General features: G+C 70.3%; 18 protein-coding genes. 13 read left to right on the top strand and 5 right to left on the bottom strand.

Going from position 1 to position 20,528, the window contains the following annotated elements; translation table 11 throughout:
- Positions 1-4: 4 nt before the first annotated feature.
- The gene (locus ACFQ6S_RS11140) at positions 5-1,933 is read right to left on the bottom strand and encodes a glycoside hydrolase family 5 protein (protein ID WP_383406250.1); all 1,929 of its coding nucleotides are present in this window, start codon (positions 1,931-1,933) and stop codon (positions 5-7) included.
- A 229-nt stretch (positions 1,934-2,162) separates the two neighbouring features.
- On the opposite strand from ACFQ6S_RS11140, the gene ACFQ6S_RS11135 reads away from it, so the two are divergent.
- The 3 genes from ACFQ6S_RS11135 to ACFQ6S_RS11125 all read left to right on the top strand — a co-directional run bounded on the left by ACFQ6S_RS11135 (position 2,163) and on the right by ACFQ6S_RS11125 (position 5,752).
- The gene (locus tag ACFQ6S_RS11135) at positions 2,163-2,939 is read left to right on the top strand and encodes a class I SAM-dependent methyltransferase (RefSeq protein WP_383406248.1); all 777 of its coding nucleotides are present in this window, start codon (positions 2,163-2,165) and stop codon (positions 2,937-2,939) included.
- Positions 2,940-3,072: 133 nt separating this feature from the next.
- Entirely contained in the window at positions 3,073-5,136 is a 2,064-nt protein-coding gene (locus tag ACFQ6S_RS11130) for a discoidin domain-containing protein (RefSeq protein ID WP_383406245.1), read from the top strand.
- 19 nt (positions 5,137-5,155) lie between these two features.
- Positions 5,156-5,752: a TetR/AcrR family transcriptional regulator gene (locus ACFQ6S_RS11125; RefSeq protein ID WP_383406243.1), complete on the top strand. Its 597-nt coding sequence runs from the start codon at positions 5,156-5,158 to the stop codon at positions 5,750-5,752.
- On the opposite strand, the gene ACFQ6S_RS11120 is transcribed toward ACFQ6S_RS11125, so the two are convergent.
- Positions 5,739-6,860, bottom strand: coding sequence for an acyltransferase family protein (locus tag ACFQ6S_RS11120; protein ID WP_383406240.1), 1,122 nt, complete (start codon positions 6,858-6,860; stop codon positions 5,739-5,741). The genes ACFQ6S_RS11125 and ACFQ6S_RS11120 overlap by 14 nt on opposite strands.
- Positions 6,861-7,084: 224 nt before the next feature.
- On the opposite strand from ACFQ6S_RS11120, the gene ACFQ6S_RS11115 reads away from it, so the two are divergent.
- The gene (locus ACFQ6S_RS11115) at positions 7,085-7,720 is read left to right on the top strand and encodes a hypothetical protein (protein WP_383406237.1); all 636 of its coding nucleotides are present in this window, start codon (positions 7,085-7,087) and stop codon (positions 7,718-7,720) included.
- Between the two features lie 202 nt (positions 7,721-7,922).
- Positions 7,923-8,546, top strand: a complete 624-nt coding sequence (locus ACFQ6S_RS11110; RefSeq protein WP_383406234.1) for a class F sortase — start codon at positions 7,923-7,925, stop codon at positions 8,544-8,546.
- A 15-nt stretch (positions 8,547-8,561) separates the two neighbouring features.
- On the opposite strand, the gene ACFQ6S_RS11105 is transcribed toward ACFQ6S_RS11110, so the two are convergent.
- Together ACFQ6S_RS11105 and ACFQ6S_RS11100 are read right to left on the bottom strand one after the other, a co-directional pair.
- Positions 8,562-8,996, bottom strand: a complete 435-nt coding sequence (locus tag ACFQ6S_RS11105; protein WP_383406231.1) for a hypothetical protein — start codon at positions 8,994-8,996, stop codon at positions 8,562-8,564.
- 28 nt (positions 8,997-9,024) lie between these two features.
- A complete protein-coding gene (locus ACFQ6S_RS11100) occupies positions 9,025-9,447 on the bottom strand; it encodes a hypothetical protein (RefSeq protein ID WP_383406228.1) in 423 nt (140 codons plus the stop codon).
- 226 nt (positions 9,448-9,673) lie between these two features.
- Here ACFQ6S_RS11100 and htpG point away from each other — a divergent pair, with 226 nt between their 5' ends.
- Together htpG and ACFQ6S_RS11090 are read left to right on the top strand one after the other, a co-directional pair.
- Positions 9,674-11,572 (top strand): molecular chaperone HtpG, encoded by a 1,899-nt coding sequence (gene htpG / locus ACFQ6S_RS11095; protein ID WP_383406225.1) that lies wholly within the window; start codon positions 9,674-9,676, stop codon positions 11,570-11,572.
- Between the two features lie 97 nt (positions 11,573-11,669).
- Entirely contained in the window at positions 11,670-12,080 is a 411-nt protein-coding gene (locus ACFQ6S_RS11090) for a VOC family protein (protein WP_383406222.1), read from the top strand.
- Between the two features lie 18 nt (positions 12,081-12,098).
- On the opposite strand, the gene ACFQ6S_RS11085 is transcribed toward ACFQ6S_RS11090, so the two are convergent.
- Positions 12,099-12,638: a hypothetical protein gene (locus ACFQ6S_RS11085; RefSeq protein ID WP_383406220.1), complete on the bottom strand. Its 540-nt coding sequence runs from the start codon at positions 12,636-12,638 to the stop codon at positions 12,099-12,101.
- Positions 12,639-12,897: 259 nt separating this feature from the next.
- On the opposite strand from ACFQ6S_RS11085, the gene ACFQ6S_RS11080 reads away from it, so the two are divergent.
- The 6 genes from ACFQ6S_RS11080 (at position 12,898) to ACFQ6S_RS11055 (ending at position 20,516) form a co-directional block, all read left to right on the top strand.
- Entirely contained in the window at positions 12,898-14,406 is a 1,509-nt protein-coding gene (locus ACFQ6S_RS11080; RefSeq protein ID WP_383406218.1) for a Y4yA family PLP-dependent enzyme, read from the top strand.
- Positions 14,403-15,734: a pyridoxal-phosphate dependent enzyme gene (locus tag ACFQ6S_RS11075; protein ID WP_383406215.1), complete on the top strand. Its 1,332-nt coding sequence runs from the start codon at positions 14,403-14,405 to the stop codon at positions 15,732-15,734. The genes ACFQ6S_RS11080 and ACFQ6S_RS11075 overlap by 4 nt, the downstream gene beginning before the upstream one ends.
- A 4-nt stretch (positions 15,735-15,738) precedes the next feature.
- Positions 15,739-16,956: an aminotransferase class V-fold PLP-dependent enzyme gene (locus tag ACFQ6S_RS11070; RefSeq protein WP_383406212.1), complete on the top strand. Its 1,218-nt coding sequence runs from the start codon at positions 15,739-15,741 to the stop codon at positions 16,954-16,956.
- Between the two features lie 95 nt (positions 16,957-17,051).
- Positions 17,052-17,822, top strand: a complete 771-nt coding sequence (locus tag ACFQ6S_RS11065; protein ID WP_383406209.1) for a class I SAM-dependent methyltransferase — start codon at positions 17,052-17,054, stop codon at positions 17,820-17,822.
- Positions 17,823-17,993: 171 nt separating this feature from the next.
- On the top strand, positions 17,994-19,121 hold the full coding sequence (locus ACFQ6S_RS11060; RefSeq protein ID WP_383406207.1) for a GNAT family N-acetyltransferase: 1,128 nt from the start codon (positions 17,994-17,996) through the stop codon (positions 19,119-19,121).
- Between the two features lie 153 nt (positions 19,122-19,274).
- Complete coding sequence (locus ACFQ6S_RS11055; RefSeq protein ID WP_383406204.1) at positions 19,275-20,516, top strand: DegT/DnrJ/EryC1/StrS family aminotransferase; 1,242 nt, start codon at positions 19,275-19,277, stop codon at positions 20,514-20,516.
- The last annotated feature ends 12 nt before the right edge of the window (positions 20,517-20,528 follow it).

The following is a 20,528-nucleotide window of genomic DNA, read 5'->3' as shown; positions in this document are numbered from 1 at the left end:
GCGATCAGCCCAGTTCGCGGCAGTACAGCGCGTCGGGCGTCCGGGACGACCCCACCCGGCCGGTGTAGGCGATTCCGGCCGCGTACTCGTCGTCCGCGCACTGGCCCTTGTAGCGGCCGTACGCGAAGTCGCCGCCCTTGGCGGCCGTCCCCCGGTTGTCGCCCCGGTCGAACCAGACCGTACGCCCGCTCGTGCCGAGCCTCCCGGCCGGTGCGGCCGCGCACAGGGCGGCGGAGACGGCCGAGCCACGGACGCTGTATCCGATGAGGAACTGCCCGTCGGCGCACTGGAGTTTGGTGTACCCGGACGCCCAGTCGCCGCCCGGACGGACATGCCGCTCGTCGACGACCACCTCGTGTCCGCCGGCCGGGTCCCACAGGGCACCCGAGGTCACGTTCGAGCACAGCCCCCGGTTGCCGGTGTGACCGAGGCCGAGCAGCCGCTGTCCGTCGGGGCAGACGGCCTTGCGGGCGCCGGAGTCCCAGTCGTGCAGGGCGCGCATCCGCCGTGACTGGACGAAGTCGCCGTGGTCCGGGCTGAGCATGGACCAGTCGGCGACCGGTGCCACCGGTCCCGTGCGGCCGTCGACCCCGATGAGCCGCGTCCAGGCGGCGGCCCGCCAGTCGTCACCGTCGTAGACGCCCATACGACGCCCCTGCGCGTCCCAGTGCAGCAGTGCCCAGCCGTTGCCCTTGCGGTTCTCGTGCCAGCCGACGAGCGGCCAGTACGCGAAGTCGGCGTCGGTGCGGATCAGTTGGTCCACGAAGTTCTCGAACCAGGCCCGCTGTTTCTGGCCGGTCTCGTCCCGGCCCCCGACGCCGAACTCGCTGATCCACACGGGGGCGGTGAAGTGCTGGTCCTGTTCGGCGGTGACGAAGAAGGCCTGGCGGTTCAGGACGGCGATCAGTTCGGAGGGGCTGAGGTCGCGGTAGCGGGGGTCGCTGGTCTCGCCCGTTCCGGTGGCGCCGCTGTGGTGGGGGCCCGTGTAGTCGTAGAAGTGGGCGGAGTACACGAGCTTGCCGGAGTCGACCAGTGTGTGGGACAGATGGCGGGCCGGCTCCAGGGTGGGGCGTTCATGGGGCAGGCCATCGACGGGGATGCCCGTCCAGTTGATGCCCTCGACGACGATCAGCAGATTCGGGTTGGCCTCCGTCAGGATGCGGTCGCCGACGTGCTGCGAGGCGGCGAACCAGTCGTGGTCGTCGCCCAGGCCCCAGTTGGGGTCGTCCCAGACGTTGCGGCGCACCTCGTTGTACAGGTCGGCCCCGACGACGCGCGGGTTGTCCCGGTAGCGACGGGCCATGAACAGCCAGTCGTCCTCCCAGGCGGCGGTCGACCGGCCGGTGTTCCAGCGTTCGTTGCCGTCGACTCCGCAGCACCAACGCGTGCTGTTCGTATGGTTGTTGAGGATCACCGCTAGTCCGGCCTCGGTGAGCTCGCGCACCACGGCGTCGTACACCTGAAGCGGGGTCTTTCCGCGCAGAGAGGCATTGGCGGCGACGGAGTCGTCCGTGACGGGACGGGTGTCGCGGATCATCTCGTTGGAGAAGGGCAGCCGGACGCTGTTGATCCCGATCTCCCGGAACCCGGCGATGATCTCTGCCATGGGAGCGCGGTCCAGGCCGAGCGGCATCCGGCCGGAGTTCTCGCCCGCATGATGGCCGGCGTCCTGCTCGGGGTCGCCCGAGCCGTTCCAAGTGCCGCTGGCCCCGTGCCAGTTGCCGGAACGCAGCTTGAAGCGGTCGCCGTCGGCGTCGACGATCCAACGGCCCCGGGTGCTGAGCGGCGGCGTCCAGTCCTCCGCGACGGACGGCGCGGCCACCTCGGTGACGGGCCCCGGCTCGGCCGCGGCCTGGGGGAGGGGGGCCAGAGGGACCAGGAGGAACACGGCGGCCAGTGCCGCTCTCACCAAGGATCCGCGCACGGTCACCATCCCGGAGGCGTCTGTTTTGTCATGGCGGCGTCATGCGACGCGAGCTCGTACACCGTAGTGCACGAACGCCGCGCAGGCACCGGGGTGTTCGGGCGAGACGCAGACGTCTCCCGCCCCCGGCCGCATCCCGCCGCCAGGGCGACACCGTCGCTCGCTCCTGTGGCGTCCCGGCACCGCACTGAGCATGCTCGGAGGTACCGCGTCGCGTCCCCAGGGAGGCACGATCCCCATGCCGGCCAAGAACCTCACCGCGAACCGCACTGCCCTCGGCCACCGCCTCGCCTACGCCCTGCGCCACCCCGACCGCGTGCCCCGCCATCTGGCCCGCTCCGCCCGTGACCTGTGGCTGCGCCGTCGGCACCCGGACCACATCGCGTACTACCGGGCCGTGATGCGCTCCGACACCCGGGCCGACCCGGACGCGGCGGTCGGCAGCCACAACCGGGAGCGCTGGCTGGCGCTCGGCGCGATGCAGTTCGACTACCTCGTCGGCCACGGCCTGCGCCCCGAGCACCGGATGCTGGAGATCGGCTGCGGCAACCTCCGAGGGGGCTGGCGGTTCATCCGTCACCTGGAGCCCGGCCACTACTACGGCATCGACATCTCGCCCGACATCCTCTTCGCCGCGCAGGACACCGTCACGGAGATGGGCCTGCAGCAGCGGCTGCCCGTCCTCACCCCGGTGCGCGACCTGACGCTGCGCTTCCTGCCCGACGCGCACTTCGACGTGGTGCACGCCCACAGCGTCTTCTCGCACTCGCCGACGACGGTGATCGAGGAGTGCCTGGCCAACGTCGGCCGGGTCATGGCGCCGGGCGGCTGGTTCGACTTCACCTTCGACCGCACCGAGGGCGAGGAACACCAGGTCCTGCGGGAGGACTTCTACTACCGCACCGAGACCCTCGTCGCGCTGGCCGAGCGGCACGGACTGCGGGCCCGCTTCATGGCGGACTGGGAGGAGCTCCCGCACGGCCAGTCCAAGATCCGCGTCACCCACGCGGGGTGAACGGACACCCCGTCATCAGGTCATCTGTCCCGGACTCTTGACTCGTAAAGCGGTAGTGGCGATCCTCTTTCGCACATCTTGCGAGGTCATGACAAGTCGACCCCGCCATCCCGCCGACCGAGGGACGTGGGCTGTGACCAGTGCCGGACGCCCGTACCGCCGACGCAAGAACATCACCGTTGTCTCGCTGCTCCTGCTAGTGCTGTCGATCGCGCTCGGACCCACACCGAGCTCCGCGGCCGGAACCAACTGGTGGGACCCCGGTGCACGGCCCGCGCCCGACTCCGGGATCAATGTCACGGGAGAGCCGTTCAAAGGCACCGACGCCAAGGGCGAGGTCCGCGGCTTCGTCGACGCGCACGATCACATCTTCTCCAACGAGGCCTTCGGCGGCCGGCTGATCTGCGGCAAGCCGTTCTCCGAGCAGGGCGTCGCCGACGCCCTCAAGGACTGCCCCGAGCACTACCCCGACGGCTCGCTCGCGATCTTCGACTACATCACCAACGGCGGTGACGGCAAGCACGACCCGGTCGGCTGGCCCACCTTCAAGGACTGGCCCGCGCACGACTCGCTGACCCACCAGCAGAACTACTACGCCTGGGTGGAGCGGGCCTGGCGCGGCGGCCAGCGGGTGCTGGTCAACGACCTCGTCACCAACGGCGTGATCTGCTCCGTGTACTTCTTCAAGGACCGCAGCTGCGACGAGATGACGTCCATCCGGCTGCAGGCCAAGCTGACGTACGACATGCAGGCCTTCATCGACAAGATGTACGGCGGCACCGGAAAGGGCTGGTTCCGGATCGTCACCGACAGCGCGCAGGCCCGCCAGGTCATCGAGCAGGGCAAGCTGGCGGTCATCCTCGGCGTGGAGACCTCCGAGCCCTTCGGCTGCAAGCAGATCCTCGACATCGCGCAGTGCAGCAAGGAGGACATCGACAAGGGCCTGGACGAGCTGCACGCGCTGGGCGTGCGCAGCATGTTCCTGTGCCACAAGTTCGACAACGCCCTGTGCGGCGTTCGCTTCGACTCGGGCGGGCTCGGCACGGCCATCAACGTCGGCCAGTTCCTGTCGACCGGCACCTTCTGGAAGACCGAGACCTGCAAGGGCCCGCAGCACGACAACCCGATCGGCAACGCCACGGCGGCCCAGGCCGACGACGAGCTCCCGGCGGGCGTGGAGGTCCCCTCGTACAACGCGGACGCCCAGTGCAACGTCCGAGGGCTCACCGATCTCGGTGAGTACGCCGTACGGGGCATGATGAAACGCAAGATGATGCTCGAGGTCGACCACATGAGCGTCAAGGCCACCGGCCGGGTCCTCGACATCTTCGAGTCCGCGTCCTACCCCGGCGTCCTGTCCTCCCACAGCTGGATGGACATGGACTGGACCGAGCGGGTCTACGGCCTCGGCGGGTTCATCGCCCAGTACATGCACGGCTCCGACGGCTTCATCTCGGAGGCCAAGCGCACCGAGGCGCTGCGCGACAAGTACGGCGTCGGCTACGGCTACGGCACCGACATGAACGGCGTCGGCGGCTGGCCGGGACCGCGTGGAGCGGACGCCCCCAACAAGGTGACGTACCCCTTCAAGAGCGTCGACGGCGGCTCCGTGATCGACCGGCAGACCACCGGTCAGCGCACCTGGGACCTGAACACCGACGGCGCCGCCCACTACGGCCTCGTCCCCGACTGGATCGAGGACATCCGCCGCGTCGGCGGCCAGGACGTGGTCGACGACCTCTTCCGGGGCGCCGAGTCCTACCTCGACACCTGGGCGGCCTCCGAGAACCACCAGGCCGGGGTGAACCTCGCGAGCGGCGCGGCGACGGGCGCCAGCTCCTCGGAGTGGAGCCTGTTCACGAGCTACCGGCCGAACCGGGCCACCGACGGCGACGGCCGTACCCGCTGGGCGAGCGACTGGAGCGACGACCAGTGGTTCAAGGTCGACCTCGGATCCACGCACCTGGTCAAGCGGGTCACCCTCGACTGGGAGCGCGCGTACGGTAAGTCGTACCGCATCGATCTCTCCACCGACGGCGTGAACTGGCAGACCGCCTGGTCCACGACCTCCGGTGACGGCGGCCTGGACACGGCCCGGTTCACCGGCACACCGGCCAGGTACCTACGCGTCCAGGGGCTGGCACGCGGCACCGACTGGGGCTACTCCCTCTACGAGGTCGGCGTCCACAGCAGCTGACACCCACGAGAGGGGCTCCATGGCACGGTTGCCGTCCGCCGAGCGGCGGCGACAGCTCACCGAAGCGGCGATCAGGGCGATGGCCCGGGACGGCGTCCCCAGGACGACGACCCGGTCCATCGCCGCCGAGGCGGGCGTCTCGCTGAGCGTCTTCCACTACTGCTTCGACTCCAAGCAGGAGCTGATCGAGTCCGTCATCACCACCATCACCGGGCACTACGTGACGCTGGTGAAGGAAGCCCTACGGCCCAGGGACACCCTCGAGGAGACCGTCCGGGCCGGCTTCCAGGCGTACTGGGACCATGTCCGCGCCCACCCGGACGAGCACATGCTCACCTATGAGCTGGCGCAGTACGCCCTGCGCCAGCCCGGTTTCGAGCACCTGGCGCGACGGCAGTACCAGCTGTACGCCGATACGTACGCCGACCTCATCGACCAGCTCGGGCAGACCATGGGCCTGCGGCTGCGGGTACCCGCTCCCGTCCTGGCGCGCTACCTGGCCGCCATGACCGACGGCCTCACCCTCAACTACCTCGTGCTCGGTGACGAGGCGACCTGGAACGACATCCTCGACACCGTCACCGCACACATCGCCGGGCTGGTCAGCGAGCCCTGACCGGGCGGTCAGCCTCGTGCGACGGCCCGGTCCCCGGCCGTTCCGGTGCCTCCCGACGGAACAGCCACCGCAGGTCGGGCTCCACCACGAAGCGCAGGAGGCGCCGGACGGGCGGTGTGCACAGCAGGGTCACGGCCGTGGCGGCCACGAGGGTGACGACGACCGCGCCGAGCGGCCGGTGGATCCAGGCGGGGTCGTACCAGCCTCCGTACTTCGCGCCCTGCGCGAGGAAGCCGTGCAGCAGATAGCCGTACAGCGTGCCCGCGCCCAGCACGGTGCACCACATCCGCCGCCCCGGCACCCAGGAGAGGAAACAGGCCACCAGCAGCAGCGAGCAGACGAACAGCACCGGCGTCATCAGCACCCCGTACCACTCGGGCGCCCCCAGCTCCGCAGCGCTGTCCCGGTGGTAGAACCAGGCGCCGGTCATCCGCGGCACCGCCCAGTACGCCACTGCGAACGCGCCCGCGAACACGGGCACGGCCACGATCCGCACCGCGCGCCGGCGGACCATCCGGAAGTGCTCGGGCCGCAGCGACAGACCCAGCACGAAGTAGGGCAGGAACTGAAGGGCGCGCTGGAGGTCCAGGTCGTTGCCGATGGACGGCGACAGGGTGGCCAGCATCGCCACGCCCAGCGCGAGCGGCACCGGCAGGCGCACCCGCTGCCACAGCGGGGTGGTCAGCCGCCACAGGAACAGCGCCACCAGGAACCACGTCAGATACAGCGGATCCAGCAGGCTGATCGGGCGGTCCGGCTCCTGATCCGTCCACCGGGTGAACAGGGTGTATGCGGTCTCGAAGACGACATACGGCACGACCAGGCCCCCGACCAGCCGCTTGAGCCGTTCCGGGCGGCCGTCGAAACCGCGGGAGAAGTAGCCCGAGACGACGATGAACGCCGGCATGTGGAATGTGTACAGAAGCATGTACACAGCGCTCACGGTCCGGCTGCCGTCCCGCAGTGGTTCCCACGCATGGCCCATGGCCACCAGTACGATCGCCGCGTACTTGGCGTTGTCGAAGAAGGCGTCGCGCTGCTGCGAAGGCGCAGGTGACGACGGTGCGGCGGGCTCGCGGGCGCGGGCTGTGACGGCGTGCTGGGACATCCCACGCGTCTCACCGCTGAACGGCGACGCAAACCTCCCCGGGTGAATCCGGCTCCCCGAACGGCGCGGCGTGTCGACATACGGCCGTCAGGGTGTGGGCGTAACCCGTGTGATCGCTTCGAATGGTGCGTCCGAAAGACATGACTGACGGTGGATCACGTCAAGGCCTGGCTCCAGTGGTGATGAAGCGTCAGCCGCCCAGGTCGTGACGGAAGGATTTACCTATGCGCTCTGTCCGCATGCTGCTCGCCACCGCGACGGCCACGGCCGCGCTGGCGATCACGCCCGCAGCTTACGCCGTGACCACCGGTGACTGGGACCAGGGAGACAGCTCCCACAGCAAGGAGCACGAGGAGCCCGACGGCCACGGAAAGTCCGAGGAGCACGGCAAGTCCGAAGACCACGGAAAGTCCGACCACGACCAGTCCTACAGCAAGGAGCACGAAGAGGAGGGCGAGCACGACGGGCCTCGTGGCGGGGTCCACACGGGTGGCGGAGCGCTGGCCGCCGTGACCAACGGCGACGACTGGGGCGGTGCCAAGGACCCGAAGCACGACCCGGACAGCTACCGGAGCAAGGAAGGCGGGTCCGAGAAGGGCGACTGGGGTGGCGAGGAGGAGCCCTGGAAGGAGGACCACGGCAAGGACTCGTGGAAGGGCGACAACGAGGACTCGTGGGGTGGTGACCACGACGAGGAGTCCTGGCGCTCCGGGCACGACAAGCCGCACGGCGGCATGCACACGGGCGGCGGCGGCCTCGCCTCCTCCGGTGTGACCGCCGGTGGACTGGCCGCGCTGGCGGTCGCCGGCACCGGCATCTACGCGCTGCGTCGCAAGAAGGCTTCCGGATCCGTGGCCTGAGCATGCCCGACGACATAACCGCGGTGGTCGCCGCGCGTGCGCCACGCGTCGCGGCGGCCCCGCCCGCCCTTCCCCTTTCCTCCCCTGCCGTGCTCCAGTGAGGTGGTGCCCGATGGCCGCCGGATGTCCCCCGTCCCCCAAAACCGACCCGGCCCGTTCCGACACCCGTTCCGACACCTCGCGGCGGATAAGGCGCGTGGCCGTGGCGTTGTTCTGGAGCGCGGTGGCGGTCATGGTGCTGGCGGTCACCCTGGGCGGCGAGGACCGGGAGTCCGAGGCGGGCCGCGCGCCGCACAAGCCACCCGCGGTCGAAGGGCACGCCCCCTCGGCGGGCAGGTCGTCCTCGCCGGACGGGCGGCCGGTGGGCAAGCATCTGCCGCGGTCCCGGCCGATCCGCCTGCACATCCCCGAGATCTCGGTCGACGCGCCCTTCGTCGATCTCGCCATCGGCAGTGCGGGCCGGCTCGAACCGCCACCGGCCGGCAACACCAATCTCGTCGGCTGGTACGCCAACGGGGTGTCCCCCGGAGAGCCGGGCACGTCGATCATCGCCGGGCACGTGGACACGACCACGTCCCCCGCGGTGTTCGCGAACCTCGGCGACCTGAAGAAGGGGGACGGCTTCGACGTGGCGCGGGCCGACGGGCGCAAGGCATCCTTCGTGATCGACAGCGTGGAGACCTTCGACAAGGACGACTTCCCCAGCGACCGCGTGTACGGCGACACACCCCGCGCCCAGGTCCGGCTCATCACCTGTGCGGGCGACTACGACCGCCAGGTCAGGGACTACACCGCCAACCTGGTGGTCTTCGCCCACCTCGCCTGAGCCGCCGGCCCTCGCTCAGCACTGCGGGAGCTGGGACTTCCAGGTGTTCGGGCCGCCGGTATCCAGGTACCAGTCGTTGACGTAACCGTCCCCGATGCCGTTGTCGACCCGCATCCAGTAGCGGTACCCGTGCCCGTCGGCGTCCGGGTCGCCCGTGGTCCAGCAGATCAGGCCGAGTTGGTCCCCGTTGTGGTACTGGCCGAATACGGGCGACTTCGGGGCGCTGTACCGCGGGGCGGTGCGCACCGCCAGGTGGGACCCGGGATCGATGCCGGTGACGTAGGCGCACTGGGTGCGGTCGCCCGAGATGCTGCATGTGTGGATCGCGGCGCCCGCGGGGCCCGCTCCGGTCAGGACGGCGGACGCCGCGGCGGTGAGCACGGCACCCGTCAGGGTGAGAGCGCGCAGGCGCCGGGGCCGGGTCCCTGTCGTCAGGTGGGGCTGTGTCATGAGGGTTCCTTCTGCCTGTTCGTCGTGATCAGCGGCACTGCGGGAGCTGGGACTTCCAGGTGGTCGGACCCCCGGTGTCGAGATACCAGTCGTTGACGTATCCCCAGGACCTCGGCGTGGAGACGAGCATCCAGTAGCGGTAGCCGTGCCCGTCGGCGTCCGGGTCGCCCGTGGTCCAGCAGGAGAGCTCCAGCCACTGCCCGTTGCCGTAGCGGGCCACCTCCGTCGCGCCGTAGCGCGGCTCGGTGCGCATCACCAGGGACGAGCCCGGGTCGATGCCGATGACCTGGGCGCAGCGCGCCGGGTCGCCCGGTCCGGCGCCGGGGCACGGACGCGGGGCGGCCTGGGCGGGCGCGGCGGTGAACAGCCCGGCCCCGACGAGCAGGGCGGCGGCCGCCCCCGCGACGGCCGCCGACCTGCGCCGGGATGTGAGTGGTCGTGAGGTGGGCATCGGCCCCTCCATTCGATCGTGTCGAGCGCCTCGATGCCCACCGACCATGGCATCGAACGGGGAGGGATACAGCCTGTGATGTCTCAGGGTGGCCCTGATCGGCACCGGGACCAGGACCAGGCCCGGAACCGGCCGGGTCCCGGATCGCGGCACTCTGCGCTGACCTCGTGTCTTACAGTGACTGCGACCCATTCCGGTGACTGGACCTGTGAGGTAGTTGCGAACCATGGCGACCGAGACGTTTGAGTTTCAGGTAGAGGCCCGTCAGTTGCTCCAGCTGATGATCCACTCGGTCTACTCGAACAAGGATGTCTTCCTGCGGGAGCTCGTCTCCAACGCCTCCGACGCGCTCGACAAACTGCGTCTGGAGAAGCTGCGGGACGATGCGCTCGACGCCGAAGTGTCCGACCTGCACATCGAGATCGACGTCGACAAGGAGGCCCGTACCCTCACGGTCCGGGACAACGGCATCGGGATGTCGTACGACGAGGTCGGAAAGCTGATCGGCACCATCGCCAACTCGGGTACGGCGACCTTCCTGGAGGAGTTGCGGGAGGCCAAGGACGAGGCCGGTGCCGAGGGGCTCATCGGGCAGTTCGGCGTCGGCTTCTACTCCGGCTTCATGGCGGCGGACGAGATGACGCTGGTGACCAGGCGGGCCGGCGAGCCCCAGGGCACCCGCTGGACGTCGCGCGGCGAGGCCACGTACACGCTGGAGACGGTCGGCGAAGCGCCGCAGGGCACCTCGGTCACGCTCCACCTCAAGCCCGCCGACCCCGATAACCAGCTCCACGACTACACCTCGCCCTGGAAGATCAGGGAGATCATCAAGCGGTACTCGGACTTCATCACCTGGCCGATCCGGATGGTCCCGGAGGCCGGCGAGGGCGACAGCGCGCCCGAGCCCGAGACGCTCAACTCGATGAAGGCCCTGTGGGCGCGCTCGCGTGAGCAGGTGTCCGAGGACGAGTACCACGAGCTGTACAAGCACATCAGCCACGACTGGCGCGAGCCGCTGGAGACGATCCGGCTCCAGGCGGAGGGCACCTTCGAGTACCAGTCCCTGCTGTTCATCCCCTCGCACGCCCCGCACGACCTGTTCACCCGGGAGTTCAAGCGCGGTGTCCAGCTCTATGTGAAGCGCGTCTTCATCATGGACGACTGCGAGGCGCTGCTGCCGCCGTACCTGCGCTTCGTCAAGGGTGTCGTCGACGCGGCCGACCTCTCGCTCAACGTCTCCCGCGAGATCCTCCAGCAGGACCGGCACATCCGGATGATGCAGCGCCGGCTGACGAAGAAGGTGCTGTCCACGGTCAAGGAGATGATGACCAAGGACGCCGAGCGCTACGCCACGTTCTGGCGGGAGTTCGGCACCGCCCTCAAGGAGGGTCTGGTCACCGACTCCGAGAACGGCGAGGCCATCCTCGCCGTCGCCTCCTTCGCCACCACGCACGCCGACGACGAGCCGACCACGCTCGCGCAGTACGTCGAGCGGATGAAGGACGGCCAGGACGACATCTTCTTCATCACCGGCGAGTCCCGGCAGAGCATCGAGAACTCCCCGCACATGGAGGCGTTCCGGGACAAGGGCATCGAGGTGCTGCTGCTCACCGACGCCGTCGACGAGGTGTGGGTCGACACCGTGGGCGAGTACGGGGGCAAGAAGCTGCGGTCCGTCACCAAGGGCGAGATCGACCTCGACACCGAGGGTGACGAGAAGTCCGAGGGGGAGCGGGCGAAGCAGGCCGAGGAGTACGCCGGACTGCTCGGCTGGATGGGGGAGCGGCTGGACGAGGACATCAAGGAGGTGCGCCTGTCGACGCGGCTCACCGTCTCCCCGGCCTGCGTCGTCTCGGACGCGCACGATCTGACGCCGGCCCTGGAGAACATGTACCGGGCGATGGGCCAGGAAGTGCCGCGCACCAAGCGGATCCTGGAGCTCAACCCCGACCATCTGCTGGTGAAGGGCCTCAACCAGGCGTACAAGGAGCGCGAGGACCGCTCGGATCTCGTAGAGTCCGCCGAGCTGCTTCACACGCTGGCGGTGCTCGCCGAGGGCGGCCAGCCCAAGGACCCCGCGCGGTTCGTGAAGCTGGTGGCGGACCGTCTGGAGCGCACCCTGTAGCGGCGCTGTGCGCCAAGTGGCCGTGTGCGCGGGCCGTTGTCAGTGGCCCGCGCTACCTTCCTTCCAGTCGGCTTGCTGTCCTATTCCTGGAGGATTCATGGCCTCGCGTCTCAACCCGTACATCACCTTCGCCGGCGACGCACGCCAGGCGCTGGAGTTCTACAAGGAGGTCTTCGGGGGCACCCTGAACCTCAACACCTACGCCGAGTTCGGCCAGAAGGACTCCCCTCTGGCCGACAAGATCATGCACGGCATGCTGGAGGCCCCCAACGGCTTCACCCTGATGGCCGCCGACACCCCGTCGGACGACCACAAGCCGGGCAACAACATCTCGGTGAGCCTGAGCGGCGACGACGACGCCGAGCTGCGCGGCTACTGGGAGAAGCTGTCGGACGGCGCCCACGTGACCGTGCCGCTGGACAAGCAGATGTGGGGCGACGTGTTCGGCATGTGTACGGACCGCTTCGGCATCACCTGGATGGTCAATATCGCCGGGCAGGCCGGCTGAGCGCCGCGGGCAGCCTGGTCACCGCTGCGGCAGCCACTCGCTCAGCGCGTCGATGAGCCGGTCGAGCGCCGGCTCCTCGGCGGAGCGGTCCGTCATGACCGTACGGCCGTCGAAGCGGAGCGTGTACTGGAACAGGTCAGCCGCCTCCATGTTCCTCGTGACGTCGGAGACCTCGTCCAGTGCCGGATCGCCGAGCAGCGTGCGCAGTTCGGTGAACTCGGCCGCCGAGGCGCGATGGACGGCGCGTTCGCCCTTGTCGCTGGTGTGCACGGAACCGTCGCCCCGCAGGGCCACCTCCTTGTGCACGCCGGCGAAGCCGCCGGTGACCACCATGGTCACCAGCTGCTGATCCGGTCCTGTGACGGGGACCGGTGTCGGGGTCGGGGACGTCGTGGGCGCCGGCGAGGGGGATGACGGCGGGGAGACCGAGGGGGACACCGAGGGGGATGTGGCGGTCGAGGCGCCGACCGCCACGTCCGTCTGCTCAGCCCCGCCCGCGCCCTTGTCGGAAGCGCAGCCGCCCAGCCCCAGCAGCACGGCCGCGGCCGTCACCGTCACCCACCTACCGAACACAGCGCCCCCATCCGTGGATCGCGTCGACTGGAGTGTCCCTACCACGGAATGTACCGTTCCGGGCCCAGCGGGCGGCCGCGCGACGGGCACCGGTGATTTTCGGCCCACCTGATGACGTACCGCCCAGCAGGGCAGGTACGGGGCGTAAACCACCGGGAGCAGGGAAAGGAGCTATACGGCAAACCGCGGGGAGTGGTCGACAGCGCCCGGAGTGTCGGGCCCGAAGCGCTGGGGAGGGCCGGGCATGGGCGGGCAGCCCTTGTTTCTCGCACCGCGGCTGGAGTCACGGCTGCGCTCCTTGCTGGACTCCCCGGACCTGCTGCACACCCTCACCGACGCGCTCGGCTCACCGTTGAACGTGGTCGTCCCCGACCAACTCGCCGACAATCTCCGGCAGTTCCGCGCGGTGTACGACGCCCACCACCTCGGCGGGCAGGTGTTCCTCGCCCACAAGGCCAACCGGTCCAGCGCCCTGCTGCGCAGGCTCGCCGCCACGGACGCGGGCGTGGACGTGGCCTCCCTCGGGGAGCTGCAGCACGCCCTGGGTGCGGGGCTCACCCCCGACCGGATCACGGCGACCGGGCCCAAGAACCCGGAATTCCTGTGGCTGGCGGCGCGCACGTCGGTCACCGTCAGCCTCGACACGCGAGGCGAACTGGAGCAACTCGCCACGCTGGTCCGCAAACACGATCTGCGCCGGACCCGAGTCCTGCTCCGCTTGGCGGGGTTCGAGGCGTCCGGCGTACGCGTACTGACCCGGCGCAGCCGATTCGGCACCGCCGTGGGGGAGTCGGCCCCGCTGCTGGAAGCCGTCGAGCGGGACGCCGATGTGCTCGACCTGGTCGGGGTGGCGTACCACCTGGACACGACGAGCCCGACCGAGAAGGCCGTGGCGCTGGAGGGGTGTCTGCGGGTGCTGGAGGAGTGCCGGAGCCGCGGGCTCAGGCCCCGGGCCGTGGACATCGGCGGCGGCTTCGGCGTCGACTACCTTGCCGACGGCGGCCAATGGGAGCGGTACACCACCGAACTCACCGAGGCGGTCCTGGGCATCCGCCCGCCCCTGACATACGGCGGCCACGGCTACGGACTGCGCAACGAGGCCGGCACCCTGCGGGGCACCCTTGGCCTGTACCCCGCCCACCGTCCGGTGGCCGGGGCCCGCTACCTCGACGAACTGCTGGCGCACCCGGCGGCGTCCCTCGGCGGCCGCCCCCTGGCCGCGCTGCTCCTGGAGCACCTCTACGACCTGCACACCGAACCCGGCCGGGCGCTGCTCGACCAGTGCGGACTGACGCTGACGAAGGTGCTGGAGGTGCGCGACCCGGAGGACGGCGGCCCCCTTCACCTACGGCTGGCGGCGAAGGCCGACGACGTGGCGCTGGAGGACCACGGGGTGCTCATGGACCCCGTCGTCGTGCCAGGGGACCGGGCGAGCGGCGGCTCTCCGCGCGGCGGTCTGCCCGACGCCGGTCACGACACCGGGACCGAACCGGTCGCCGTGCACCTCTTCGGCAGCCTGTGCCTGGAGTCCGACCTGATCACCCGGCGCACGGTCTTCCTGCCCCACCGCCCCGCACCCGGCGACCTGTTGGCCTTCGCCAACACGGCCGGCTACTGCATGGACTTCCACGCCACCCGTGCCCAGCACCAGCCCGCCGCGCGCAAGGTCGCCGCCTGGCAGGAGGGCGACCGATGGCGCTGGTGCCTGGACGACCAGTACTGGCCGACCACACCCGTGGGGGGAGCGAATTGAGGTACGACAGCATCACCGACGCCATCGGCAACACACCGCTGGTGCGCATCGACCCGGCCGTGCACGGCCTCAGGCACATCGACCTGTACGCCAAGCTGGAGCTGCTCAACCCTTTCGGTTCGGTGAAGGACCGCGCCGCCTGGAACATGGCCCGCCCACATCTGCAGGCCGCGGCCGCAGCTCCCGGGGAGGAGCCCGGTCAGGTCGTCGAGCTGTCGAGCGGCAACACCGCCAAGGCCCTGGCCGTCCTCGCGGGCATGCACGGGCTGACCTTCAAGAGCGTCACCAACCGGATGCGCATTCCGGAGATCAAGGACCTCCTTCTGCTGCTCGGTGCGGAGATCGAGGAACTTCCCGGCCAGAGCGAGTGCCTGGACCCGTCGGCCACCGACGACCCGCTCACCCTCTTCCACCGCACGCTCTCCGAGCCCGGCAGCACCTTCCTGCACACCGACCAGTACTTCAACCCGCGCAACACCGAGGCCCACTTCACCGGCACCGGCCCTGAGATCGTCAAGGACCTCGACGGCCGGGCCCCGGACTGGTTCATCGCCTGTGTGGGCACCGCCGGCTCCTCCACGGGCGTCGCCCGCGCCCTGCGCGAACACGACCCCGCCGTACGGGTCCTCGGCCTGGTCGCCGCCAAGTCCGACTTCGTCCCCGGCATCCGCACCATCGACGAGGCACACGAGGTGGGCCTGTTCGACCCCGGCACCTACGACATCATCGAGTCGGTGAGCGCCGACGAGGCGATCGAGGGGATGCTGACCCTCAACCGCCGTTGCGGCATCCTGGCCGGCCCCACGGGAGGCGCCGCCTACTCCGGAGCGATACGTCAACTACAGGCGCTCGACGAGGAGCTGACAGAACGCCAGTCAGCCGTCTTCATCGTCTGCGACCGCGTCGAGAGCTATCTGAGCTACGTCCGGCAGCGCCGCCCCGACCTCTTCGGCCGCCCGCGTCGCGGCAACTCCCCGGCCGACCTGTCGGAAGCCGAGATCCGCACGGCACCCGCCATCGGGGTGACCGACGCGCGGGCGTGGATCGCCACCCGGGAGCCGCTCGTCGTCGACCTGCGCGGCCCCCACGCCTTCGCGGCCCTGCACATCGACGGCTCGGTCAACATCGTCGACGAGCTCTTCGAGGAACTCCTGCACGGCGGGCTGCCGTTCAGCCACAACCGCCCGGTCCTGCTGGCCTGTCCGGTCGGCGAGAAATCCGCCCGCTACGCCGCCCTGCTGACCCGGATGGGGCATCCGGACGTGCGCAGCCTGACCGGCGGCATCATCGCCTGGCGCGACGCCGGCGCGCCCCTGGTACGGGACTGACCTCATGACCGTACCCAGGACGGACTCCCAAGGACCCGCCCCGATCGAGGACTTGGAGGAGTGGCAGCGAGGCCTGCGCGCCCAGTTCCCGATCATCACCGCCCACCCGGACCTGGCCTACCTCGACAGCGCGGCCACCGCCCAGAAACCCCAGGCCGTGCTCGACGCCGTGCACGCCTACCTCACCACGACCAACGCCAACGCCGGGCGCGGCACCTATCCCTGGGCCAACCGGACCACGGCCCTGGTGGAGCAGGCCCGCGACCGGGTGAAGCGGTTCCTCGGCGACCCCGCGCCCGAGAGGTCGGCCGTGCACTTCACGAGCGGGACCACCGAGGGCCTGCACACCCTCGCCCGCGACTGGCTGCCCCGGTTCCTCGCCGACGGGGACGAGATCGTCGTCCCGATCGCCGACCACGAGGCGAACATCGCGCCCTGGCTCCAGGCCCAGCGCCAACTGGCCGGACAGGGCGTCCACATCCGAGTGCGGCCGATGCCGTACCAGCGCGCGTCCGGCGACTACGACCACACCGCGCTCGCCGAACTGGCCGGTCCGCGCACCCGCTTCGTCGCCGCCAGCCACGTCCACCACGTGTACGGCGGCAACATGAACATCCACCGCATCCGCAGGGCCGTCGGCCCCGACGCGGTCATCTGCCTGGACGCCGCCCAGAGCGTCGGCCATCTGCCGGTCTCCGTGGCCGACCTGGACGTCGACTTCGTCGTCTTCTCCGGACACAAGGCCATGGCACTGCCCGGCACGGGAGCCGTCTGGGCGCGTCAGGCACGCGGTCCGGAATTCACCCCGGGCGGCTGGACGGGCACGCCCAACACCGTCGGCATCGCCTCCGTGACCACCGCCCTGGACTGGCTGGAGGCCGCCGGCACCGACCGCATCGAGCGGTGGACGGTCGCGCTCGCGGCCCGGCTCACCGAGGGCCTGCGCCACCTCGACGCCTACGAGGTCCTCGGCTGCCAGGCCGGCCTGGCGGAGGACTCGTCCGTCCAACGCCGCCAGGGCATCGTCACCTTCCGCCACCACGCCATCGACTCCGGGGACCTCGGTTTCATCCTCTTCAGCCACGGCTTCATGGTCCGCTCCGACCAGCACTGTCAGGGCAGCGCGGGGGAGAGGTCCGGATCGGTGCGGGTGAGCCTGCACGTCCACAACACCGTCGAGGAGGTGGACCGGCTCATGACCGTGCTTGCCACGCTCGGGTGACATACCGCCAGAGGAGGTAATGGGAACCGTTTCCACCTGTAGGGTCGATGCCGGCAGGGTGAGACAGGTGCGGGACGGCGAGGTGGCACGACCGGATGGGGCTGAGCCTGGCGACGGCGGAACGTTGGGTGGAGCGCTGGGAGCGCCAGCAACAGCGGTACGCCGTGGACCGCGAGGAGCGTTTCACAGTGATCGCCGATGTCGTCGAGCAGTCCGTGCCGGGCCCTCCGCCCAGGCCGCTGGTCGTCGACCTCGGCTGCGGTCCCGGCTCGCTGGCGGTCCGGCTGGCCCGGCGGCTGCCGTATGCCGACATCGTGGGCGTCGACATGGACCCGGTGCTCCTGGAGCTGGCCCGCACTCACCATGCCGACGCGGCCCGGTATGTGGACGCGGTGATCGGTGAGGAGGGCTGGACCGATGCCCTGTGCCTCGGCCGCCCCCTGGACGCGGCCGTGTCGACGACGGCACTGCACTACCTGGGTCCGGACGTCCTGTACCGCACCTACCGGCAGCTCGCGGGCCTGTTGCGGCCCGGTGGCGTGCTCGTCAACGGCGACCACTTCCCGCCCGATGACACCGCGCTCGCCGACTTCGCCGGATGCGTCGGCCGCCGCCACGCCGAACGCGGGCACGCCCTGGCGCACGAGGACTGGGACTCCTGGTGGACGGCCGTGGCGCGGGATCCCGAGTTGACCGACCTGCTCACCGAGCGCCGCCGCCGGCACCGACGGTCGGCCACCGGGGCCAACGGCGCGGCCCGGCTGTCCGTCGCCGCCCACGAACGGCTGCTGCGCCGGGCGGGGTTCGCACATGTCGGCGTCGTCTGGCAGTACGGCGACAGCCACGTCATGGTCGCGATCCGCTGACCTGTCTCGACCCGGCCGAACCAAGCGCAGCTAAAGGATCCTTCCGGCGCCTTGACAGTGTGCGTGCTGTTTCGCGACGTTTGAGCTCGCCACAAAGTTCGACAATGGGGGACACGGTGGCGAGGTGCTGAAAAGCGCCTCTTGGGGGGAATTTTGGGGGGAGCGGTCGCCATGCGATCCACGAGCGCCATCACGATTCACAGACCCGAGGAGCTGAGCGAGTCACTGCGCCGGGCGTGGCACCGGGCGATGGACGAGTCGCCCGACTACGCCAACCCTTTTCTGGCACCGGAGTTCACGCTCGGGGTCGGCAGGTACCGCAGAGGGGCGCAGGTGGCGGTCCTGCACGAGGGCGGGCAGGCGGTCGGCTTCTTCCCGTACGAGCGCAACGCGTACGGGGTCGGCCGGGCCATCGGCCTCGGCCTTTCCGACTGCCAGGCCCTGGTGCACCGGCCGGGAGTCAGCTGGGACGCCCGGGAACTGCTGAAGGCCTGCGGGCTGTCCGTCTTCGAGTTCGATCACCTCGTCGAGGAACAGCAGCCGTTCGGCCCGTACGTCACGGGCACGTTCGCCTCTCCCGTACTGGACCTGAAGCCCGGCGAGGGCGGCTACCCGGACTGGCTGCGCGCCACCTACCCGGGGCTGGCCAAGACGACGCTGAAGAAGGAACGCCGGCTGGGCCGGGACGCGGGCGAGGTGCGGTTCGTGTACGACGAGCGCGACCCGCGCATGCTGCGCACCCTGATGCGGTGGAAGTCCGCCCAGTACCGCAGAACCGGGCGGATGGACCGCTTCTCCAGACCCTGGATCGTCGACCTCGTCGACCATCTCTTCCAGGTCCGCGAAGAGCACTTCACCGGCGTCCTGTCCGTGGTGTACGCCGGTGACCGGCCGGTCGCCGCGCACTTCGGGCCGCGGTCGCGCTCGGTCTTCGCGGCCTGGTTCACCGCCTACGACCCGGAGTTCGGCTACTACTCGCCCGGACTGATGATGCATCTGCGGCTGGCGGAGGCCGCGGGCCGGGACGGTGTGACGCTCATGGACATGGGGCGCGGCGAGAAGGAGTACAAGGACTGGCTCAAGACTCGTGAATTGCGGGTGGCCGAGGGGTTCGCGGTGCGCCCGCACCCGGTGGCGGCGGCCCACCGGATGTGGCGCAGACCCGTGCGCGGTCTGAGAAACACGGTTCTGGCCCATCCCCGGCTGCGTGAACCCGCCGACCGGCTGCTGAAGACCGTCGGCACCCTGCGCACCTCGGGTCCGCCCCAGTCCCCGGGCGCGGGAGCCCGCGCCCGCTGAGCGGGAACCCGCTCGCGTCATGCGCACGCGTCGGCGTCGTACCCCTGGCCCGTCGCGGTCTCACCTCCGTGCGCGACGGTCTCGAACGTTCGAAAGCGCGCACCGCCCGCCTCGGGCAACCCTTCGTCGGACCCTTCCACGGAAGAGGTGACCATGCCGTACGGATCGCGGCTCGCCGCGATGATGACACGGCGCATCGGACGCGAATGCGTCTACACGCCCTCGGCCCGACTGGCCCTGTATCTGGCGCTGCGGCGCTGGTGCCGGCCGGGTGGACGGGTGCTGATGTCCCCGGTGAACGACGACGTGATCCTCTTCGTCGTCCTCGCCGCCGGACTGCGCCCGGTACAAGCCCCCGTGTCCCAGTGGGACGGCAACATCGACCCGGCCGCCGTACCGGAGTCCACCTGGCGCAACGTCGACGCCGTCCTGACCACCAACCTGTACGGCATGCCGGACCGGGTCGTCGAACTGCGCCGCCGCTGCGAGCAGTTGGGGATCCCGCTGATCGAGGACGCGGCGCACGCCATCGGCACGCATGTGGACGGGCAGCCGATCGGCACCTTCGGGACGGCCGCGGCGTTCAGCCTGTCCAAGCACGTCGCGGGGATGGCCGGCGGCTTCCTCGCCGTCGAGGACGTGCGCACCCGGCGCGAGCTGGAGCTGCTGCGCGACGACCTGCTCACCCCCCGGCGTCTGCGCGCCGACCTCGCCACCACACTGCGGCCGCTGGCACGGTCCGCCGTCCGCACGTTGCACCTGGTGCGCCCGGTGTGGCGCACGATGCAGCGCTTCGGGCTGCTCGAACGCGACGACTTCCGCATGGCCCTGCACGCGCCGCGCCTCGCCGGCAGCGCCCGTCACGCGCCGAGCCTGGCCGCGTACGAGCCCTGGGTACGGGTCGACCTGCACGGCTTCCGCTCCCGCCACGGGGCGTTGGTCCGCGGGCAACTGGAGCTGCGGATGGCGCTGCTCGACGGTGACCTCGCCCGGCGCCGGGCCGGTGTCTCACTGCTGTCGGGCACCACCTGGGCCACCCCGGCACTGCGCGAGCGCGCGGCACACGACGGCCCGCCCTCCCTCTTCCGCGTACCGCTCCTGGTCCACGACCGCGACGCCCTGGTGGAACGCCTCGTCAGCCATGGCGTGGTCGCGGGCTACATCTACGACCCACCGCTCGACGACTACGCCGGCGCCGAGTTCGTCGAACCGTCCCCCGCCCCCGCCGCCGCCCGCTGGTTCGCCTCCCACACCCTGCCGGCCGACCCCCTCGTGGCCCGCAGGATCGCAGGCGCCCTGACGAAGGAACGAGCGACCCCGGCCCACCCGCCCATGCGGGCCCCGATACCCCGCCCCGATCCCACGGCCACTCCACCCACACCCCTGGGCCCCTAGGCCGTGTCCGCA

The sequence above is a fragment of the Streptomyces sp. NPDC056479 genome (assembly GCF_042795335.1).
In the GTDB taxonomy this organism is placed as follows: Bacteria; Actinomycetota; Actinomycetes; order Streptomycetales; family Streptomycetaceae; genus Streptomyces.
This window is presented reverse-complemented; position numbering and strand designations above follow the sequence as displayed.